The organism is Desulfofundulus thermocisternus DSM 10259, assembly GCF_000686645.1.
Taxonomy (GTDB): domain Bacteria; phylum Bacillota; class Desulfotomaculia; order Desulfotomaculales; family Desulfovirgulaceae; genus Desulfofundulus; species Desulfofundulus australicus.
Genome location: NZ_JMLG01000007.1, coordinates 111,369 through 126,122, shown reverse-complemented (window position 1 = coordinate 126,122; position 14,754 = coordinate 111,369). Strand labels below are relative to the sequence as shown.

15 protein-coding genes are annotated in these 14,754 nt (G+C 53.7%); 10 read left to right on the top strand and 5 right to left on the bottom strand.

What is annotated here, in order from left to right; genetic code table 11:
• Positions 1-423: 423 nt before the first annotated feature.
• Entirely contained in the window at positions 424-987 is a 564-nt protein-coding gene (locus BR83_RS0108075) for a hypothetical protein (protein ID WP_027356665.1), read from the bottom strand.
• Between the two features lie 119 nt (positions 988-1,106).
• Between BR83_RS0108075 and BR83_RS0108070 the strand changes: the two genes are divergently transcribed.
• The 6 genes from BR83_RS0108070 (at position 1,107) to BR83_RS0108045 (ending at position 7,024) form a co-directional block, all read left to right on the top strand.
• A complete protein-coding gene (locus BR83_RS0108070; RefSeq protein WP_034634748.1) occupies positions 1,107-1,373 on the top strand; it encodes a YkuS family protein in 267 nt (88 codons plus the stop codon).
• Positions 1,374-1,534: 161 nt separating this feature from the next.
• Entirely contained in the window at positions 1,535-2,470 is a 936-nt protein-coding gene (locus BR83_RS15360) for a hydroxymethylglutaryl-CoA lyase (RefSeq protein WP_051618027.1), read from the top strand.
• A gap of 174 nt (positions 2,471-2,644) precedes the next feature.
• A complete protein-coding gene (locus tag BR83_RS0108060) occupies positions 2,645-4,615 on the top strand; it encodes an S-layer homology domain-containing protein (protein WP_027356663.1) in 1,971 nt (656 codons plus the stop codon).
• Positions 4,616-4,771: 156 nt separating this feature from the next.
• The gene (locus BR83_RS0108055) at positions 4,772-5,488 is read left to right on the top strand and encodes a cytochrome c biogenesis CcdA family protein (RefSeq protein ID WP_034634747.1); all 717 of its coding nucleotides are present in this window, start codon (positions 4,772-4,774) and stop codon (positions 5,486-5,488) included.
• Positions 5,489-5,507: 19 nt separating this feature from the next.
• The gene (locus BR83_RS0108050; RefSeq protein ID WP_027356661.1) at positions 5,508-6,080 is read left to right on the top strand and encodes a TlpA family protein disulfide reductase; all 573 of its coding nucleotides are present in this window, start codon (positions 5,508-5,510) and stop codon (positions 6,078-6,080) included.
• A gap of 236 nt (positions 6,081-6,316) precedes the next feature.
• Entirely contained in the window at positions 6,317-7,024 is a 708-nt protein-coding gene (locus BR83_RS0108045) for a TerC family protein (RefSeq protein ID WP_027356660.1), read from the top strand.
• A 30-nt stretch (positions 7,025-7,054) separates the two neighbouring features.
• On the opposite strand, the gene BR83_RS0108040 is transcribed toward BR83_RS0108045, so the two are convergent.
• The 3 genes from BR83_RS0108040 to BR83_RS0108030 form a co-directional block, all read right to left on the bottom strand.
• A complete protein-coding gene (locus BR83_RS0108040; RefSeq protein WP_027356659.1) occupies positions 7,055-8,323 on the bottom strand; it encodes a (Fe-S)-binding protein in 1,269 nt (422 codons plus the stop codon).
• On the bottom strand, positions 8,320-9,717 hold the full coding sequence (locus tag BR83_RS0108035; RefSeq protein WP_027356658.1) for an FAD-binding oxidoreductase: 1,398 nt from the start codon (positions 9,715-9,717) through the stop codon (positions 8,320-8,322). The genes BR83_RS0108040 and BR83_RS0108035 overlap by 4 nt, the downstream gene beginning before the upstream one ends.
• 200 nt (positions 9,718-9,917) lie before the next feature.
• Positions 9,918-10,559: a GNAT family N-acetyltransferase gene (locus BR83_RS0108030; protein WP_027356657.1), complete on the bottom strand. Its 642-nt coding sequence runs from the start codon at positions 10,557-10,559 to the stop codon at positions 9,918-9,920.
• A 379-nt stretch (positions 10,560-10,938) separates the two neighbouring features.
• Between BR83_RS0108030 and BR83_RS0108025 the strand changes: the two genes are divergently transcribed.
• The 3 genes from BR83_RS0108025 to BR83_RS0108010 all read left to right on the top strand — a co-directional run bounded on the left by BR83_RS0108025 (position 10,939) and on the right by BR83_RS0108010 (position 12,643).
• Positions 10,939-11,265, top strand: a complete 327-nt coding sequence (locus tag BR83_RS0108025) for a hypothetical protein (RefSeq protein WP_027356656.1) — start codon at positions 10,939-10,941, stop codon at positions 11,263-11,265.
• Positions 11,266-11,393: 128 nt separating this feature from the next.
• A complete protein-coding gene (locus tag BR83_RS0108015) occupies positions 11,394-11,771 on the top strand; it encodes a zinc ribbon domain-containing protein (RefSeq protein ID WP_027356655.1) in 378 nt (125 codons plus the stop codon).
• A 116-nt stretch (positions 11,772-11,887) separates the two neighbouring features.
• Complete coding sequence (locus BR83_RS0108010; protein ID WP_027356654.1) at positions 11,888-12,643, top strand: SIR2 family NAD-dependent protein deacylase; 756 nt, start codon at positions 11,888-11,890, stop codon at positions 12,641-12,643.
• On the opposite strand, the gene BR83_RS0108005 is transcribed toward BR83_RS0108010, so the two are convergent.
• Positions 12,640-13,314, bottom strand: coding sequence for an endonuclease/exonuclease/phosphatase family protein (locus tag BR83_RS0108005; protein ID WP_034634744.1), 675 nt, complete (start codon positions 13,312-13,314; stop codon positions 12,640-12,642). The genes BR83_RS0108010 and BR83_RS0108005 overlap by 4 nt on opposite strands.
• A 96-nt stretch (positions 13,315-13,410) precedes the next feature.
• Between BR83_RS0108005 and tsaD the strand changes: the two genes are divergently transcribed.
• Positions 13,411-14,421: a tRNA (adenosine(37)-N6)-threonylcarbamoyltransferase complex transferase subunit TsaD gene (gene tsaD, locus BR83_RS0108000; RefSeq protein ID WP_027356652.1), complete on the top strand. Its 1,011-nt coding sequence runs from the start codon at positions 13,411-13,413 to the stop codon at positions 14,419-14,421.
• The last annotated feature ends 333 nt before the right edge of the window (positions 14,422-14,754 follow it).

The window sequence follows — 14,754 nt, the reverse complement described above, 5'->3', positions numbered from 1 at the left end:
CAGCATCATGGGCAAAAAACTCCTGCTCATTTAGAAAACCTCCCGGTATAACCTGTCCCCTCCAGCATAGCAGGAAAAAGAGCCACCGGCAAGTAAAAAGGCCCTTTTGAAAAGGGCCGCAGGTTGTCGACAAAGTGCCCCCGGGGTGTGCCCTGGTTTTACTCGTCGCTCCCGGTCGTTTCGCTTGCCGGGCCTTAAGGCCCCGGCTCCGGTCTTCGGCGGGTACCGGCCACATTCACACCTCCTGTGTTCAGGTGGCCTCCGCGGACATCCTGTCCGCGGCCCCGCCTCATCCCGTCGCCTCGGCCTGGCCCGGCAGCGCTCACTCCAGGTCGCTCCTGCTGTAAAACCAGGGCACATGGAGAGTTTGTCAACACTCTGAGGCCCTTTTAAAAGGGCCGGGAATTGTTATAAGGGACCCGTTCAGGCCGTAGCCTGATCAATGATCCTCCGGTAGGGGTCGCTCTGGTCACCGCCGGGTTCGAGCAACCGGCAGATGCTCCCGGCGGTGTTTTCGTCAATACCCGCTTCTGCCAGCAGGGCCAGCACTTCCTCCCTGGACCAGCCCTTGATCCTGGCGGCCGGGCCGATCAGGCTGGCCGCCAGGGGAATCAGGGGTTCTGCTTTTTCAGCCATGGCCATTTCTTCCGCCCTTTGAGCTGCTTTCAGAGACCGGTTCAACAGGTCGCGATCTTCCGGTTTAAGCCTTTTGCGCAGCGCCACTTCCAGCCTGGTCCTGATAATCTGGGGCTGGTTTTGTATTGCCCTGGCCATTTCGCCCAGACATTTACTGGCATAAGAACACCAGGCGGCACAGCCGGGATCGAACCGGGGATTCCCCACCAGTTGTTTACAGTTGGGGCAGCGCAGGGTTATGTCGTCTTTCCAGAATTCAATGCTTTGACCGCAATGGGGGCAGGGCGACTCAAATATATCTTCCGGTTTCCAGAAACTGCGATCCTGTCCCGGGCACTTCCATAAAGACATGGTCACTCCTCCTTTTCCGGTTGTTGAGATGATCTTAATATTTCCGGGCAATAGAAATCTGTGAGTATGGTCACACTATTTGACGAAGTAGGTAAAAATCCAAGAAAGGTGGGGTGAAGATGAAAATTGCCGTTCAGGACAACCTGGAAGAAGTGAAAAATTATCTGGCTTCCCAGGGGTATGAGGTGGTCAGTCCCGCCAATGCTCTGGGTGCGGCGGCCATGGTTATTACCGGCGATATGGATGCCCGGGAAGAAGAGCAGACCCTGGCCCTGGCCACCAATCCGACCATTACCAACTATGCCCCGGTCATTAACGCCGCCGGAAAGTCACCGGAACAAATTCTGCAGAAGATCAGGGAAATAGCTGGGGAAAAGAAATCCTAAACCGGACTTTATAGCTTTCTATTTCAGTGAATTTGAGTTCTGTTAATTGGCTGCCTGCCCGCGGGGCAGGCATTTTTTTTAAAACCGGGCTTTATTAGCAGGTGCGTGAATGCCGGTAGAAGAAATAATAGGCAGTTGTTATCCACCGGGAGGTGCTGGCAATGCTGCAGTGGCCAGCCGGGGTGCTTGTCCGGGAGGTGGGGCCGCGGGATGGCCTGCAAAACGAACCCCGGACCATCAGCACCGATCAGAAAATCCGGTTGGTAGAGTTACTGGCAAGAGCCGGGGTAAGGGCTATTGAAGCCACTTCCTTTGTGCACCCCAGGGCAGTGCCCCAGATGGCCGATGCGGAAGAAGTAATTTCCGGAGCCCGCAGTATCCTGGCTGTTCTGGAAGCGAAGGAAGGAGTGCAGGGAGTGGTGCTCAGCGCCCTGGCGGGCAACCGCCGGGGAGTGGAAAGGGCCCTGGCTGCGGAAGTGGATGAAGTGGTAATGGTGGTTTCCGCCAGCGAAGAACACAACCGGGCCAATATGCGCATGTCCATTGGCCAGTCCCTGCGGCAGGTGGAGGAAGCAGTTGCCCTGGCAATGGGTACGGGGGTGGTAATTCGCGGGGCGGTAGCCGTGGCCTTCGGCTGTCCTTACCGGGGAGAGATCCGGCCGGCCGAAGTAAGGGAGGTTGTTGAGGCCCTGGCCGGGATGGGTATTAAAGAGGTCACCCTGGCCGATACGGCCGGCCTGGCCAACCCCAGGCAGGTATACGAACTGGTGAACATGCTCTGCCGTGAATACCCGGCAGTAAACTTTGCCCTGCATTTTCACGACGCCTGCGGGATGGCCCTGGCCAACATTGTTACAGGTATTCAGGCCGGGGTGAAGATCATTGAAAGTTCCGTGGGCGGGCTGGGGGGCTGCCCGTTTATTCCCGGGTCGGCAGGCAACGTGGCTACGGAAGATGTGGTGTATATGCTGCAGCGCATGGGCATAGAAACGGCCATTGACCGGCACAGGCTGGAGGATTGTATATCGTGGCTGGAAGAAATTTTGGGCCGTAAGCTGCGGGAAAGAAAGCCCGGATGCACAAACAGTACCGTTTGAACTCCCCATGGATGATTTTCCCGCATTCCAGAGGCCCTCATTAACTACCCGTTTGCTCCGGTGAACCTCTGGCCAGATTAGTGCCCGGCTCAAAGCTCCGGCACCTGTATGCAGGATTTTCCTTCCCCGCTGTCGAAGGGAAAGGTAAAACCAGCCAAAGGGGAGGGAATAAACTTGTCCTGCCGGAAGTTGCCTGTATGCCTGCTGGCGGCAGTGGTGATTTTTTTCTGCGGGTGGTTTTCCACAGGGATGGCATCAGCAGGGGAAGGAACATTCAATGATATTCAAGGGCACTGGGCGGAAAGAGTCATTCTGGAAATGAACGCATACGATATTGTCCACGGCTATCCCGGGGGAGAATTTCGTCCCAATAATAAGGTGACCATGCTGGAAGCGGTGGTAATGATCCTCAACACCCTGGGGTGGGATGAAGAAGCCGGGCAGGCGGATCTTTCCGGCCTGCAGTTTCATCCTTCTGTGACCTGGGGCAGGGAATACCTGGCTCTGGCGGTGGAAAAAGGTATGCTTACCCGGGCGGGCCTGCCGCAGATAGACAGCCAGCGGCTGGCCAGCCGGGTGGAAGTGGCGGCTCTGGTCTGCCTGGCCCTGGGTTTAACCCCCGATGCCAGCCAGGTGACCTTCTTTGATACCGGTGACATTCCCGAGAAATACCGGGGTTACGTGGGGGCTGTGGTAAAACAAGGTATCATACAGGGAATGCCCGGCAACATGTTCATGCCCGGCGAACCTGTTACCCGGGCGCAATTATGTGCCATCCTGTCCCGGTTAATTGACCGGAAACTGATCCCGCCTCCGCCACCCATGGAGCTGGTGGTGGGCCGGATAACCTCCATTGATATGATTAAAGAAAAAGTCCTCCTGCGTAACCTTGAGGGGGAGAAAACGGTCTTACTGCCTGCAGATATTACCATATTTACCGCCTCCGGAACCACCGGGCCGGAGTTTTTAAAGACAGGAGATCGCCTCAAATGTATTGTGGATGTACGGAACAACGTCCGCTATGCGGCTTTAATGGACGATGCTTCCATTGCGAATTCGGTTGAGGGCCTGGTTGTTTCCTTCAGCAGGGATGGCTCGGGTTATAACCTCACCCTGGAAACCAATGAAGGGGACTACCTTACCTGCCCGGTAGAGGACGATGCCCGGCTGTTCAGAGCAAGTAGGGAAACCGATACCTACAGACCGGTGGAAAACGACTATGTTCAAGCCGGGCTGGATGTTAACGGCCGGGTTGTGAGGATAGACATTTATCCTCCGGAAAGGATCAGCGGTACTGTGGTGGAGGTGGGTGGAGCTTCCCTGACCCTCAGGAGGCAGGGTGAGGAGGAAGAATACGCGGTAAGTCCCCGGGTGCAGGTAACCAGGAATTATGTTCGCGGGATGAACTTTAGTGAATTGAGGCGGGGTGACCGGGTGGAAGCGGTGGTCATGAAGAGGACCATCTTCCAGGTTAATCTCCTGTCGGACGTGCTCACCGGGCAGAGCGGGATGGTATCCCGGGTGCATAGTAAAGCCATATATCTCTACGTGGGGGACGAAGAGAAGCGCTATGAACTGGATGAACAGGTAGAAGTGATCAGGGACGGGCGCCTGATCGATGTGCGTGATTTGCGCCGGGGGGATTATGTTAACTTCGAGGTGGATGGACGGGGTTACGTTATCACCATTGAAGTCCTGGATGAAGATGAAGGTGAATTCGAAGGAACGGTGAAGTACCTGGATGTTTACCCCACGACCTGGTTAACCATTGCCCTCCCGGGAGGCCTGGAAATGGAATACGAAGTATCTGGAAAGGTAGATGTGCTACGGGACGGAGACAGGATCAACCTGAGCGATATCATTCCCGGTTCACAGGTTGCCGTCCGGGTTGAAGACGGGAAGGTGACGGAAATAGAGGTACTGGACGATCAAAACCTTACCGTGAAATGCCTGGTGTCCGGTGTTAACCCGGAACGCCGGAGAATCACCCTGGAGATTAACGACCGGTACTTTACCTATTTCCTGGCTCCCGGAGCCGCCATACTGGATCGTAACGGCAAGCCGGTATCTTTAGAGGATTTGGAAGGTTACCGGGTGGAGGTGCGTTTGAAAGACGGTGAGGTAGACCGGATTACCGTACTGTAACCTGCAACCTGGATTCCCGGTTTAAACCGGGATTTTTTCTTTTCTTCCCGGCATATCTATCGTATAATTACGATGTATGGATATATTTTGCCCGTGAGCTGTAAGCTTCCGGGGTATACTTTTCCCGGGAGAGCCGGAATTTCGGGAGGGTTGCTGTTGCCGGAAGTCAACGTTACTTTAGGGGCGGCCTTTCTCGCCGGGCTGGTATCGTTCCTTTCCCCTTGCGTGCTGCCTTTAATACCCACTTACCTGGCCTATTTGGCGGGAGTTTCGGTGACGGAGCTGGCCGCGCCGGGTACGGCACGCCTGCGCTTATTGCTCCTGACCAACGCCCTTTTGTTTGTGGCCGGCTTCAGCCTGGTTTTCGTAGCCCTCGGGCTTTCCGCCAGCGCCCTGGGCAAACTGTTGCTCCGCCACCAAAACCTGCTGCGGCAGGTGAGCGGTGTATTGATTATTTTCTTCGGGTTGCATATGGCCGGTTTGCTGCGCCTGAAGTGGTTGATGAAGGAAAAAAGGGTTCATTTTATACCTCAAAAGGCAGGCTGGTTGAACTCCCTGCTCATGGGCATGGCTTTTTCCGCCGGCTGGGTCCCCTGCATCGGGCCTGTTCTCGCTTCGATTTTATTGCTGGCCGGCCAGAGCGAGAGCCTTACCCGGGGAGTCTGCCTGCTGGCTTCCTACTCCCTGGGGATGGCCCTGCCCTTTTTAGCAGCTGCCCTGGGTGCGGGATACCTGATGCAGGTGCTGCGCCGTCACGCTTCTCTTCTGCCCGTTGTAGCCAGAGCGGGTGGATGGTTGCTGGTCGGTATGGGCTTGCTGGTATTGTCCAATGCCTTCGCCCGCCTGTCGAGCTTCGTGCCGTTATCACTGTAAATTGGGGGTTTGCAGAGGGATGAAAAAGAGGTTGTTTTCCGTGGTCATCCTCTCCCTGGTGGTTATCAGCCTTATCGCTGTTTATGCCTATTTCCGGCCGGGGGCCATGGAAGGAAGTGGAATGCCGCCTGATCCCGCCGGCAGTAAAGAAAGTGGGGTTGCTGTGGGTACGGAAGTGGGCCAGCGGGCTCCCGATTTTACCCTGGCTGCTGTTGACGGAGAGGAACTTTCCCTTTCCGATTTCAGGGGCCGGCCGGTGGTGCTCAATTTCTGGGCCACCTGGTGCCCTCCCTGCCGGGAGGAGATGCCGGCCATCCAGAGTTTCTATGAAAAAAGGGGCCGGGAGATCCAGGTGCTAGCAGTTAACCTCACGGCCAGCGAAAAATCTGCCGCCCATGTAAAGGACTTTTTGAAAGCCGGCGGCTACACCTTCCCGGTTTTGCTGGACACCCACAACATTACGGCTCAGGAATACCTGGTGCGGGCCATTCCCACCACTTTCTTTATTGATCGGGAAGGCATCATCCGGACCAGACATACCGGCTCCCTGACCCTGGAGATGCTGGAGGAAATTGTAAAAGAGAAGTTTTAAAAAGGTTTCATCAAATTTCTGTTGACAATCCACCCGAATACCTGCTATGCTAGTTTCCGGAAGGGGAGTAGCAAGCTTTCCCGGTGGCGTCAGTACGGCTTATATGCCCGCTGCCGGGGCGGTTTTGAAGCCGTTTGCGAGACCTTCACCGTAAAGGTGGAGGTTTTCTTTTTTTCCTGCCGGCCGGAAAACTCTCAATCATTTATCTTATGAAAACAGGAGGTGCTGCAGTTTCAGTGGACTGGTTGAATGTCCAGAACCTGTTCTCAGTATTAACCATTGTTATTGCTGATCTGTTGCTTGCCGGTGATAATGCCCTGGTTATAGGCCTGGCCTGCCGGGGGTTGCCACCGGCTCAGAAAAGGGTGGCGTTCTTCTGGGGTATTGCCGGTGCGGTTATCCTGCGCATTATCCTGACTTCTATTGCCACCGTACTGTTAATGGTTCCTTTCCTGCAGGCCGCCGGGGGGCTCTTATTAACCTGGATAGCCCTGAAATTGTTGCTGCCCCAGCAGGAAGCCGGGGAAGTGGATGCTGCCGTGAGCTATACCGGCGCCATTAAAACCATTATTCTGGCTGATTTACTGATGAGCCTGGACAATGTGCTGGCCGTGGCTGCTGCAGCTCACGGGAGTATTGCGCTGGTTGCCTTTGGGCTTGCCTTGAGCATACCTGTGGTTATTATGGGCAGCCAGCTGGTTTCTCTGGTGGTGGAGAGGTTCCCTATTTTAGTTTATGCTGGTTCCGGTGTTCTGGCCTGGACGGCCGGTAAAATGCTGGTGGAAGACAGGATAATGCACCGGCTGTTTGAGCACGTTGAGCATATTCCGGTAGAGATAATTGTACCTGCTGCCATAACCCTCCTGGTGCTGGTTGCCGGCCGGTTTTTAAAGCGGCGCCTTCAGAAAAAATTGCAGGCCCGTGAGGAAATACTGAGCGGGTAAAAAACCGGGGAGTTGAACCGCTCCCCGGTTTTACCTTTCGGCAAGGATGCCGGCCAGAAACTCGATGGTATGCACTGCTTTCTGGGGCATCTGCTCCTGGGTCAACCCGTCGTTCAGGTGCATCCGGCAGGCCGGACAACCGGTAATCACCATTTGCGCGCCGCTGCTTTTGATATCCCTCAACTTGTGGGCGAGAACCCGGTAGGACAAATCGTAATGGGTCAGGCTGAATGAGCCGGCGTTGCCGCAGCACCTGTCCGGTTCCTTCAGGGGCAGGTAATTGATCCCGGGAATGCTCCGGATGATGGAGAGGGGCTCCTGTACCACGCCCAGGCCGCGGCCCAGGTGACAGGGCTGGTGGTAGGTGACGGCCAATTCCGGCGCCCTGAACAGTTCCGGGTTAAAGGGCAGCCTGTACAGGAACCGGGTTATATCCATGATTCTATCGGCCACTTCCCGTGCTTTTTTACCATAACCCGGTGTTGTATCCAGCAGCTCGGGGTACAGGTGTTTGAAGGCTTCTCCGCACGTCCCGCAAACGGTGATGATAGCGTCGGCCCGTATGCTGCCGAACAGGTTCACGTGTGATTTGGCCATTTCCCTGGCCATGTCCGCGGCACCGTTATACAGGAGGGGTGCGCCGCAGCAGTGCTGCATCCGGGGTATAATTACGTTAACCCCGTGGGCTTTCAGGACGCGCAGGGTGGCCTGTCCTATTTCGGGGTAGAGGTAATTGGTCATACAGCCGGTAAAGAAGGCTACTGTGGCCACGGGCCGTTCGACTTTATACGTTTCCGCTACCCGGTCCCGGAAAGGGACAGATGCCAGTGGAGGGACGATACGGCGCAGTTCCAGGCCAAGGGGAAAGCGGGGTTGCATCTTTTCCTGCTCAAGGCGTTTAAAAAACACGCTCTGCAGGCGGGCGGCGGTTTTTATCCCCAGATCAAACAGGCGGGGGCGGCTGAGCCCGGTAAATGCGGTTTTCTTTATGAAGGGCAGCCCTTTTTCCCGGACCATTGCCGTACGGGCAGCCAGGATAATCCGGTCCACCTTTACGCCGGAGGGGCATGTGGCCACACAGGCCAGGCAGGTCAGGCAGAGATCAAAACGCCGGGCCAGGGTTTCCGCTGGTTTCAGCCGGCCATCCAGGACAGCGGCTGCCAGGCGGATCTTTCCCCGGGCTACGGCCGGTTCCTGCCGGGATTCCTTGTACAGGGGACATACTGCCTGGCAGTTACCACACTTCATGCATTTAAGTATTTCTTCTTCTACTGCGGCCAGCCCGTTAAAAATGCTCATGCCCGGTCCTCCTCGAGATCCACTATTTTACCCGGATTTAAGAGATTGTCCGGATCCAGGGCCTGTTTAATCTTCTTGAGTACCTGCATCCCGGCATTGCCTGCTTCCCAGGGAAGGAATTTTTTCTTGGCTATGCCAATTCCGTGTTCACCGGAAAGGGTTCCTCCCAGGTTTAAAGCCGTACGGAAAATTTCCTCCACAGCCCCGCGCACCCTTTTCATTTCCTCTTCGTCCCGGGCATCGGCAAGGATGGTGGGGTGCAGGTTACCATCACCGGCATGTCCAAAGGTGCCGATAACCAGGTTGTAACGCCTTCCTATATCTTCCAGGGCCAGGAGCATATCCGTGATTTTGCTTCTCGGAACGGTGGCGTCTTCCAGGATGGTAGTCGGCTTGCGGCGGGCCAGGGCGGGCAGGGCGGCCCGGCGGGCACTCCATAGCTTTTCCCGTTCCTCATCGTTTTCCGCTGTTTTGATCCAACCACCGTTTTGGACGACGACGCGCCTGACAGCTTCTGCCTCCGATTTGACCACTTCGGGAATCCCGTCCACTTCGATAAGCAGGACGGCTGCTGCATCGGTGGGCAAACCGACGCGGGCGTAATTTTCCACGGTTTCTACCGTTACCCGGTCCATGATTTCCAGGGTGGCCGGGATTACTTTCGCGCCGATGATACCGGCAACGGCATTGCCGGCTCCGGCCAGGTCATTGAAACCGGCCAGCATAGTTTCCCGGGCCTGGGGTGCCGGAATCAGGCGGACAATAATTTCCGTAATAATGCCCAGGGTTCCCTCCGAGCCGGTAAATAAGCGTACCAGGTCATAGCCGGTAACATTTTTAACCGTTTTGCCGCCGTAACGGACAACCTCACCGCTGGCCAGAACTACCTCCAACCCCATCACGTAATGCCTGGTAACTCCATACTTGAGGCCCCTCAGCCCTCCTGAGCACTCGGCCACGCTTCCCCCCATGGTGGCAGTAGCCACCGTGCCCGGATCGGGTGGATAGATTAAACCATATTGAACTGCGGCGTTGTTTAAATCCTGGATGATTACACCGGGCTGTACGGTAGCCGTCAGGTTAGAAGGATCTATTTCCAGGATGCGGTTCATTTTTAAGGTGCTGAGCACAATTCCCCCGTTGACAGGTACCGTACCGCCGCTTAAATTTGTTCCCGAACCGCGGGGGTAAATGGGCAGGCGAAACTGGCGGGCTATCTTGACCACCTTAACTACCTGATCCACGTTTTCCGGTGTAACCACCACGTCCGGTCTTTGTTCCGGCAGATCGGCCGTGGCGTCATAGGAATAGCAGAATAGATCTTCAACTGCGGTGATCACATTTTCGTCACCCAGTTCCCGACGTAAAGCCTCGATGGCCTGCGCGATGGACATTGGTGTTCCTCCCCGGGATAAAAAGTCTGATGGTATGACCACCATACGTTTAAATATTCGTTTTCTTATAAATTTAATCCTTCTTTTTCCCGTTAAAATTTTGGGGATGAGCTATTCTGACCCGCCGGGCCGTACTGTAGCAAAAAAATTTAAAAAACCTGCATGGGCAATAAAAAAAACCGGCTGTTCTGCCGGTAGCCTTACTCCATGTTGGCCACTTTTCTGTACCTTCTAAGGAAGCGCATCTGTTCGAACAACATGATGTCTTCCCTGCTCACGTTTTTACCCTTTCTGGCCATGAGTACGTTGGCGGGGTGTTCCAGGATGTCGGGGTCATCGGTGGTAACCTTTTCCAGGCCAACTTTACCAAATAACCTGGTGAGCATCTTCTGGTAAGCCCAGATATCCAGGCCCGTGTTCCTGGTATCCCAGTGCCAGCAATATTCTGTAGTGATTACAATAAAGTTCTCCACCGCCGGATGAGAATAGGCCAGCTTCAAGAGATTTTCCGCTACCCTGCAGCCGCGCCATTCCGGGCTGACTTCAATGCCTCCCATTTCCAGCACCCGTGGGTGTTTGGACCAGCGGCTGAAATCATCAGGATGGTGGAAGGTAACATAGCCGATAATTTCGTTTTCATGGCGGGCTATGAAGATCATGCCGTCAGGTAGATTGGTTATTATCTTCAGGGCTTCTTTCTGGCGGTCCGGCGGGCGGAAATTGGTAAGACCCTTATTCATAGAAAGGCTGTCGAGGTAGCTGTCAGTTACCGGGCCTTCAAAGATAACCAGGCCTTTAGGGGTTTCCAGTTCCACAGGGCTTAACTGTACCAGACTGACCATCGGCCCCACCTCCCGGGTTGCCATTCAAGGCTGAAAATCGACCGTTTATTCCTTGATTGTGACCGTTCAGTTGTTCCTTGCTTTCATTATAGGTAAAACTGTTAATATATTCAATCCCGGCAGGCGAAATAGTTATATTAAAAATATTCACATTTTATTGTCGTTAAGATCTGCATATTTATTTCATTTTATGGTCTTGAAATAAAAAAACTAAAACTCTACCACTTAATTGGGAGTATACTGCAGGTACCAGGGAATAAACTTGTTTGATAAACGTATCTATATAAGTAGTATAAACGAAATTTTAAAGTTAACATTTGACTACCGTGGATACTATAGATTATAATACCTTCAAAAAAAGAAAAAGGAGATGTGATATATGCCCTTTGAAGTTTATAAGCCACGTGGTGAGAGGGCTGAAAAAGCACCTATGGTTTCATTTTCTAAAAGTTCTATAGTACTAAATAATGTGGCCAGGGAAAAATTAGGTGCACAACATGTGGAACTGGCTTACGATCGCGAAGCACGCGTAATCAGAATACGGGCGATGGAAGAAGGGGGTATGCAGATTAAAAAGACGAAGGTATTCGGCAAGGGCTTTTTTAAACACTTTAATATTAGTCCCCGTGGAAAGTATGAGGCCCGGTTTGATGAGAACGAAAGGGCACTGTATGTCCACCTGGATGCTGTGGGCGAGAACAACTAACCCGCAACGGTTATGCGGGTTATTTGTTTATTTAAATTTGTTTATTTAAATAAACAAGAACTTTTTACCAGGAATTTTATAACGGTTGTCGAAGTTGTATTATCAAAAAATTAAAAAGGGGGATTTGTATGGAAATCTTTCAAAGGATAGGTGAAACGGCTAAAGGACTCAGCGATAAGGCCAGGGAGGTAACCAGGCGGTCAGGCGAATTTATTGAGGCTACCCGGTTGAAATTTGAACTGTCGCGGCTGGAAAAGGAGCTGGAGAATAATTTTTTAAGCCTTGGGGAACTGGTTTACCGCCGTTTTAAAGGTGAAGCCAACCTTGATGAAGATATTGAACATCTTTGTGAGAGCACCCGGAAAATTGAAACCGATATGCTAACCATCCAGGAGCAAATCGACCGCCTGCAACCCAGGCCCCTGGTTTGTCCCCAGTGCAAGATTGAGCTTCCGGCAGGCGGTAAGTTCTGCAGCTATTGCGGCAGGCAGGTGGCAGCGGAATAAACAGGGCCGTGCGGAATATTGGTGTTAACGTGACTTGCTTCAATAACGAAAAAGGGTGGTTATTAAAAAAGAATTTATCTAAATTATCTAACTACTGGGGGTGAGCTTTTGTTTCTATGACTTACGAGGAAAAAATCCGCACCCTGGCGGAGCTCTTACGCCGCAATAACCGCAATTTTGCCCTGACGGGAGCGGGGGTAAGTACAGAAAGCGGGATTCCCGATTTTCGCAGTCCGGGAACGGGGTTATGGACGAAGTATGATCCTATAAAAACCGCCAGTTTAAGTGCTTTAAAACGGGATCCGGCCGCTTTTTATAAAATTAATCTCTCCCGGTGGTCGGCTTTTAGCGGTGTGGAACCCAACGACGCCCACCGGGCAATAGCCCGCCTGGAGGAACTGGGGTACCTGGTGGGGGTGATAACCCAGAATATTGATGGTTTGCATCAGCGGGCTGGCTCAAAACGGGTTTGGGAGATTCACGGCCACCTGCGCACCTGTCACTGCATGAATTGTGAGCGAAGTTACCCCTTTTCTTACCTGGTGGAGCAGTTTGAAAGGGGGCAAAATCCGCCTGTTTGCGATTCCTGCAGAGGGGTTTTGCGGCCTGACGTGGTCCTCTTTGAGGACAGAATGAGCGAAGACTTTTTTAAAGCCATCAAGGCTCTCTCCGGCTGCCAGTTATTACTGGTTGTGGGAAGCAGCCTGCAGGTTTACCCGGCGGCGGGGCTACCGCAGTTTGCCCGCCGGGTGGTAATTATCAACCGGGAGCCTACCCCACTGGACGAACAGGCCGAGCTGGTGATCCATGATAGTGCCGGGCGGGTATTCCGGGATTTAATGGCGGAACTGGGAGAACCCCTCACAGGCTAACTCTCCAGTACCAGTTCCACCAGGAGTGGTAGATGGTCGGAGGCTGTGGTGGGAAGAGTCATGGCATGGACAACCTGCCAGTGGCAGGAGGCAAAAATGCGATCCAGCGCGAACCGGGGACGGTAGGAGGGAAAAGTGGGCAGGGCGGGTACCGGGGTTACGGGTAGTTCGGGAATGGCAAGCTTTTCCGTATTCATATCGCCTGCCAGAACCACCGGTCCGTTCAGTAAGCGTAATATTTTCCTTATTCCTTTTATTTGTATTTCCCTTTCCCGGTAGTCCAGCCCCAGGTGGGTATTGAGCAGGAGGAAGCCTTCTTCCCTGAGGCTGATTCTGGTAACCTGCAGCCCGCGGGGTTCAGTGCCTGCCGGCAGAGGGTGATACTGGTGCCTGGAAATGGGGTAACGGCTTAAAACGGCCATACCGTACTGGCAGATGCCCAGCCAGTTGATGGTAGGGGCAAATGCAAAGTGCATGCTCAGGTACCTGGCCAGTACCCTGGCCTGGTGGCGGAGGTGGCTGCGGGGCAGGTGGCGGTCCACTTCCTGGAGGGCAACGGCATCGGGATTATACTGCTGCAGGACTGAGGCCAGGCGCTGGAGTTTAACTTTACCGTCTATTCCCTGCCCGTGATGTATATTGCAGGTTAACAACCGTACAGGGCACCCCATCAATATTCCTCCGGTGGTGTAAGCCCCGGCCGTATGCCGGGGTCTTTTATGTGGTATTATTAATAATATTATTTTGATCGGAAGAGAGGGAGTGGGATGAGCATCAAAATTCTGGCCATTGAAACTTCTTGCGATGAAACATCCGCCGCCGTGGTGGTGGATGGCCTGGAAGTGCTTTCTAACATCATTTCCTCCCAGGTGGATTTGCACAGGAAATTTGGGGGTGTTGTCCCTGAAGTGGCCTCCCGCAAGCACCTGGAGCTGATCAACCATGTTATTCAGGAGGCGCTGGCGCAGGCGGGGTTGAAATTCGATGATCTGGATGGGGTGGCGGTAACCCAGGGCCCCGGTCTGGTTGGAGCTCTCCTGGTGGGGGTGGCTGCGGCCAAAGCCATAGCCTTTGCCCTGGAAATTCCTCTGATTGCCGTAAATCATCTTGAAGGGCATATTTATGCCAATTTTCTGGTCCGGCCCGATTTACCCTTTCCCCTCATCTGCCTGGTGGTAAGTGGAGGCCATACGGACCTGGTTTTGATTCGACATCATGGTGATTATCAACTGCTGGGCAGCACCCGGGATGATGCCGCCGGGGAAGCCTTTGATAAAGTGGCCAGGGTGCTGGAACTGGGTTACCCCGGCGGGCCGGCCATTGAACGCCTGGCCAGGGAGGGAAACGAGGAGGCTATTGATTTCCCGAGAGCGCACCTGGAGGGGTTTGATTTTTCTTTCAGCGGTTTAAAAACGGCGGTGCTGCAGTACCTCAACCGCCTCCGTCAAAAGGGGGAGAAAGTGAACCTGGCCGATGTAGCCGCGAGTTTTCAGAAAGCAGTGGTGGACGTGCTGGTGGATAAAACCCTGCAGGCTGCCCGCACTTACGACTGTCCTGCCATCATCCTGGCCGGGGGTGTGGCCGCCAACGGCCGTTTGAGGTCTGCCCTGGTTTCCCGGGCCCGCCGGGAGGGCCGGGAGGTATTTTATCCCCCGCCTGTACTTTGTACTGATAATGCGGCGATGATCGGGTGCGCAGCCTATTACAAGTTCCTGCGGGGAGACCTGGCCCCCCTTACCCTCAATGCCGTGCCCGGTCTTCCACTGGTAGCGCCCTAAAAAACTTTGTCGAAGGAATCTTACCGGAATTTTTTCATTCCTGCCTGTGGATTGTTCGAGGTTATCCACAAAAAATTAAGTATTTGCCAAACGCTATGGCCGGCGCAAAAAATGAAGCTGAAAAGCGCGAAGCCTTGAAAATCAAGGCATGAAGCCATACTGTGCAGGCCTGTTCCAGCAATTTTTCAGCCGGGTGAAACATTATCCTGTGGATTACGGCCTGTGGATAATGTGAATAAGTTTGTTTATAACCGGCCAGTCAAAGGGTCTCCCTGTGGGTGAAATTGTGGGTCGATCAGTGTCTCAAATTTCCGAAACAGATTTATTTTTGTC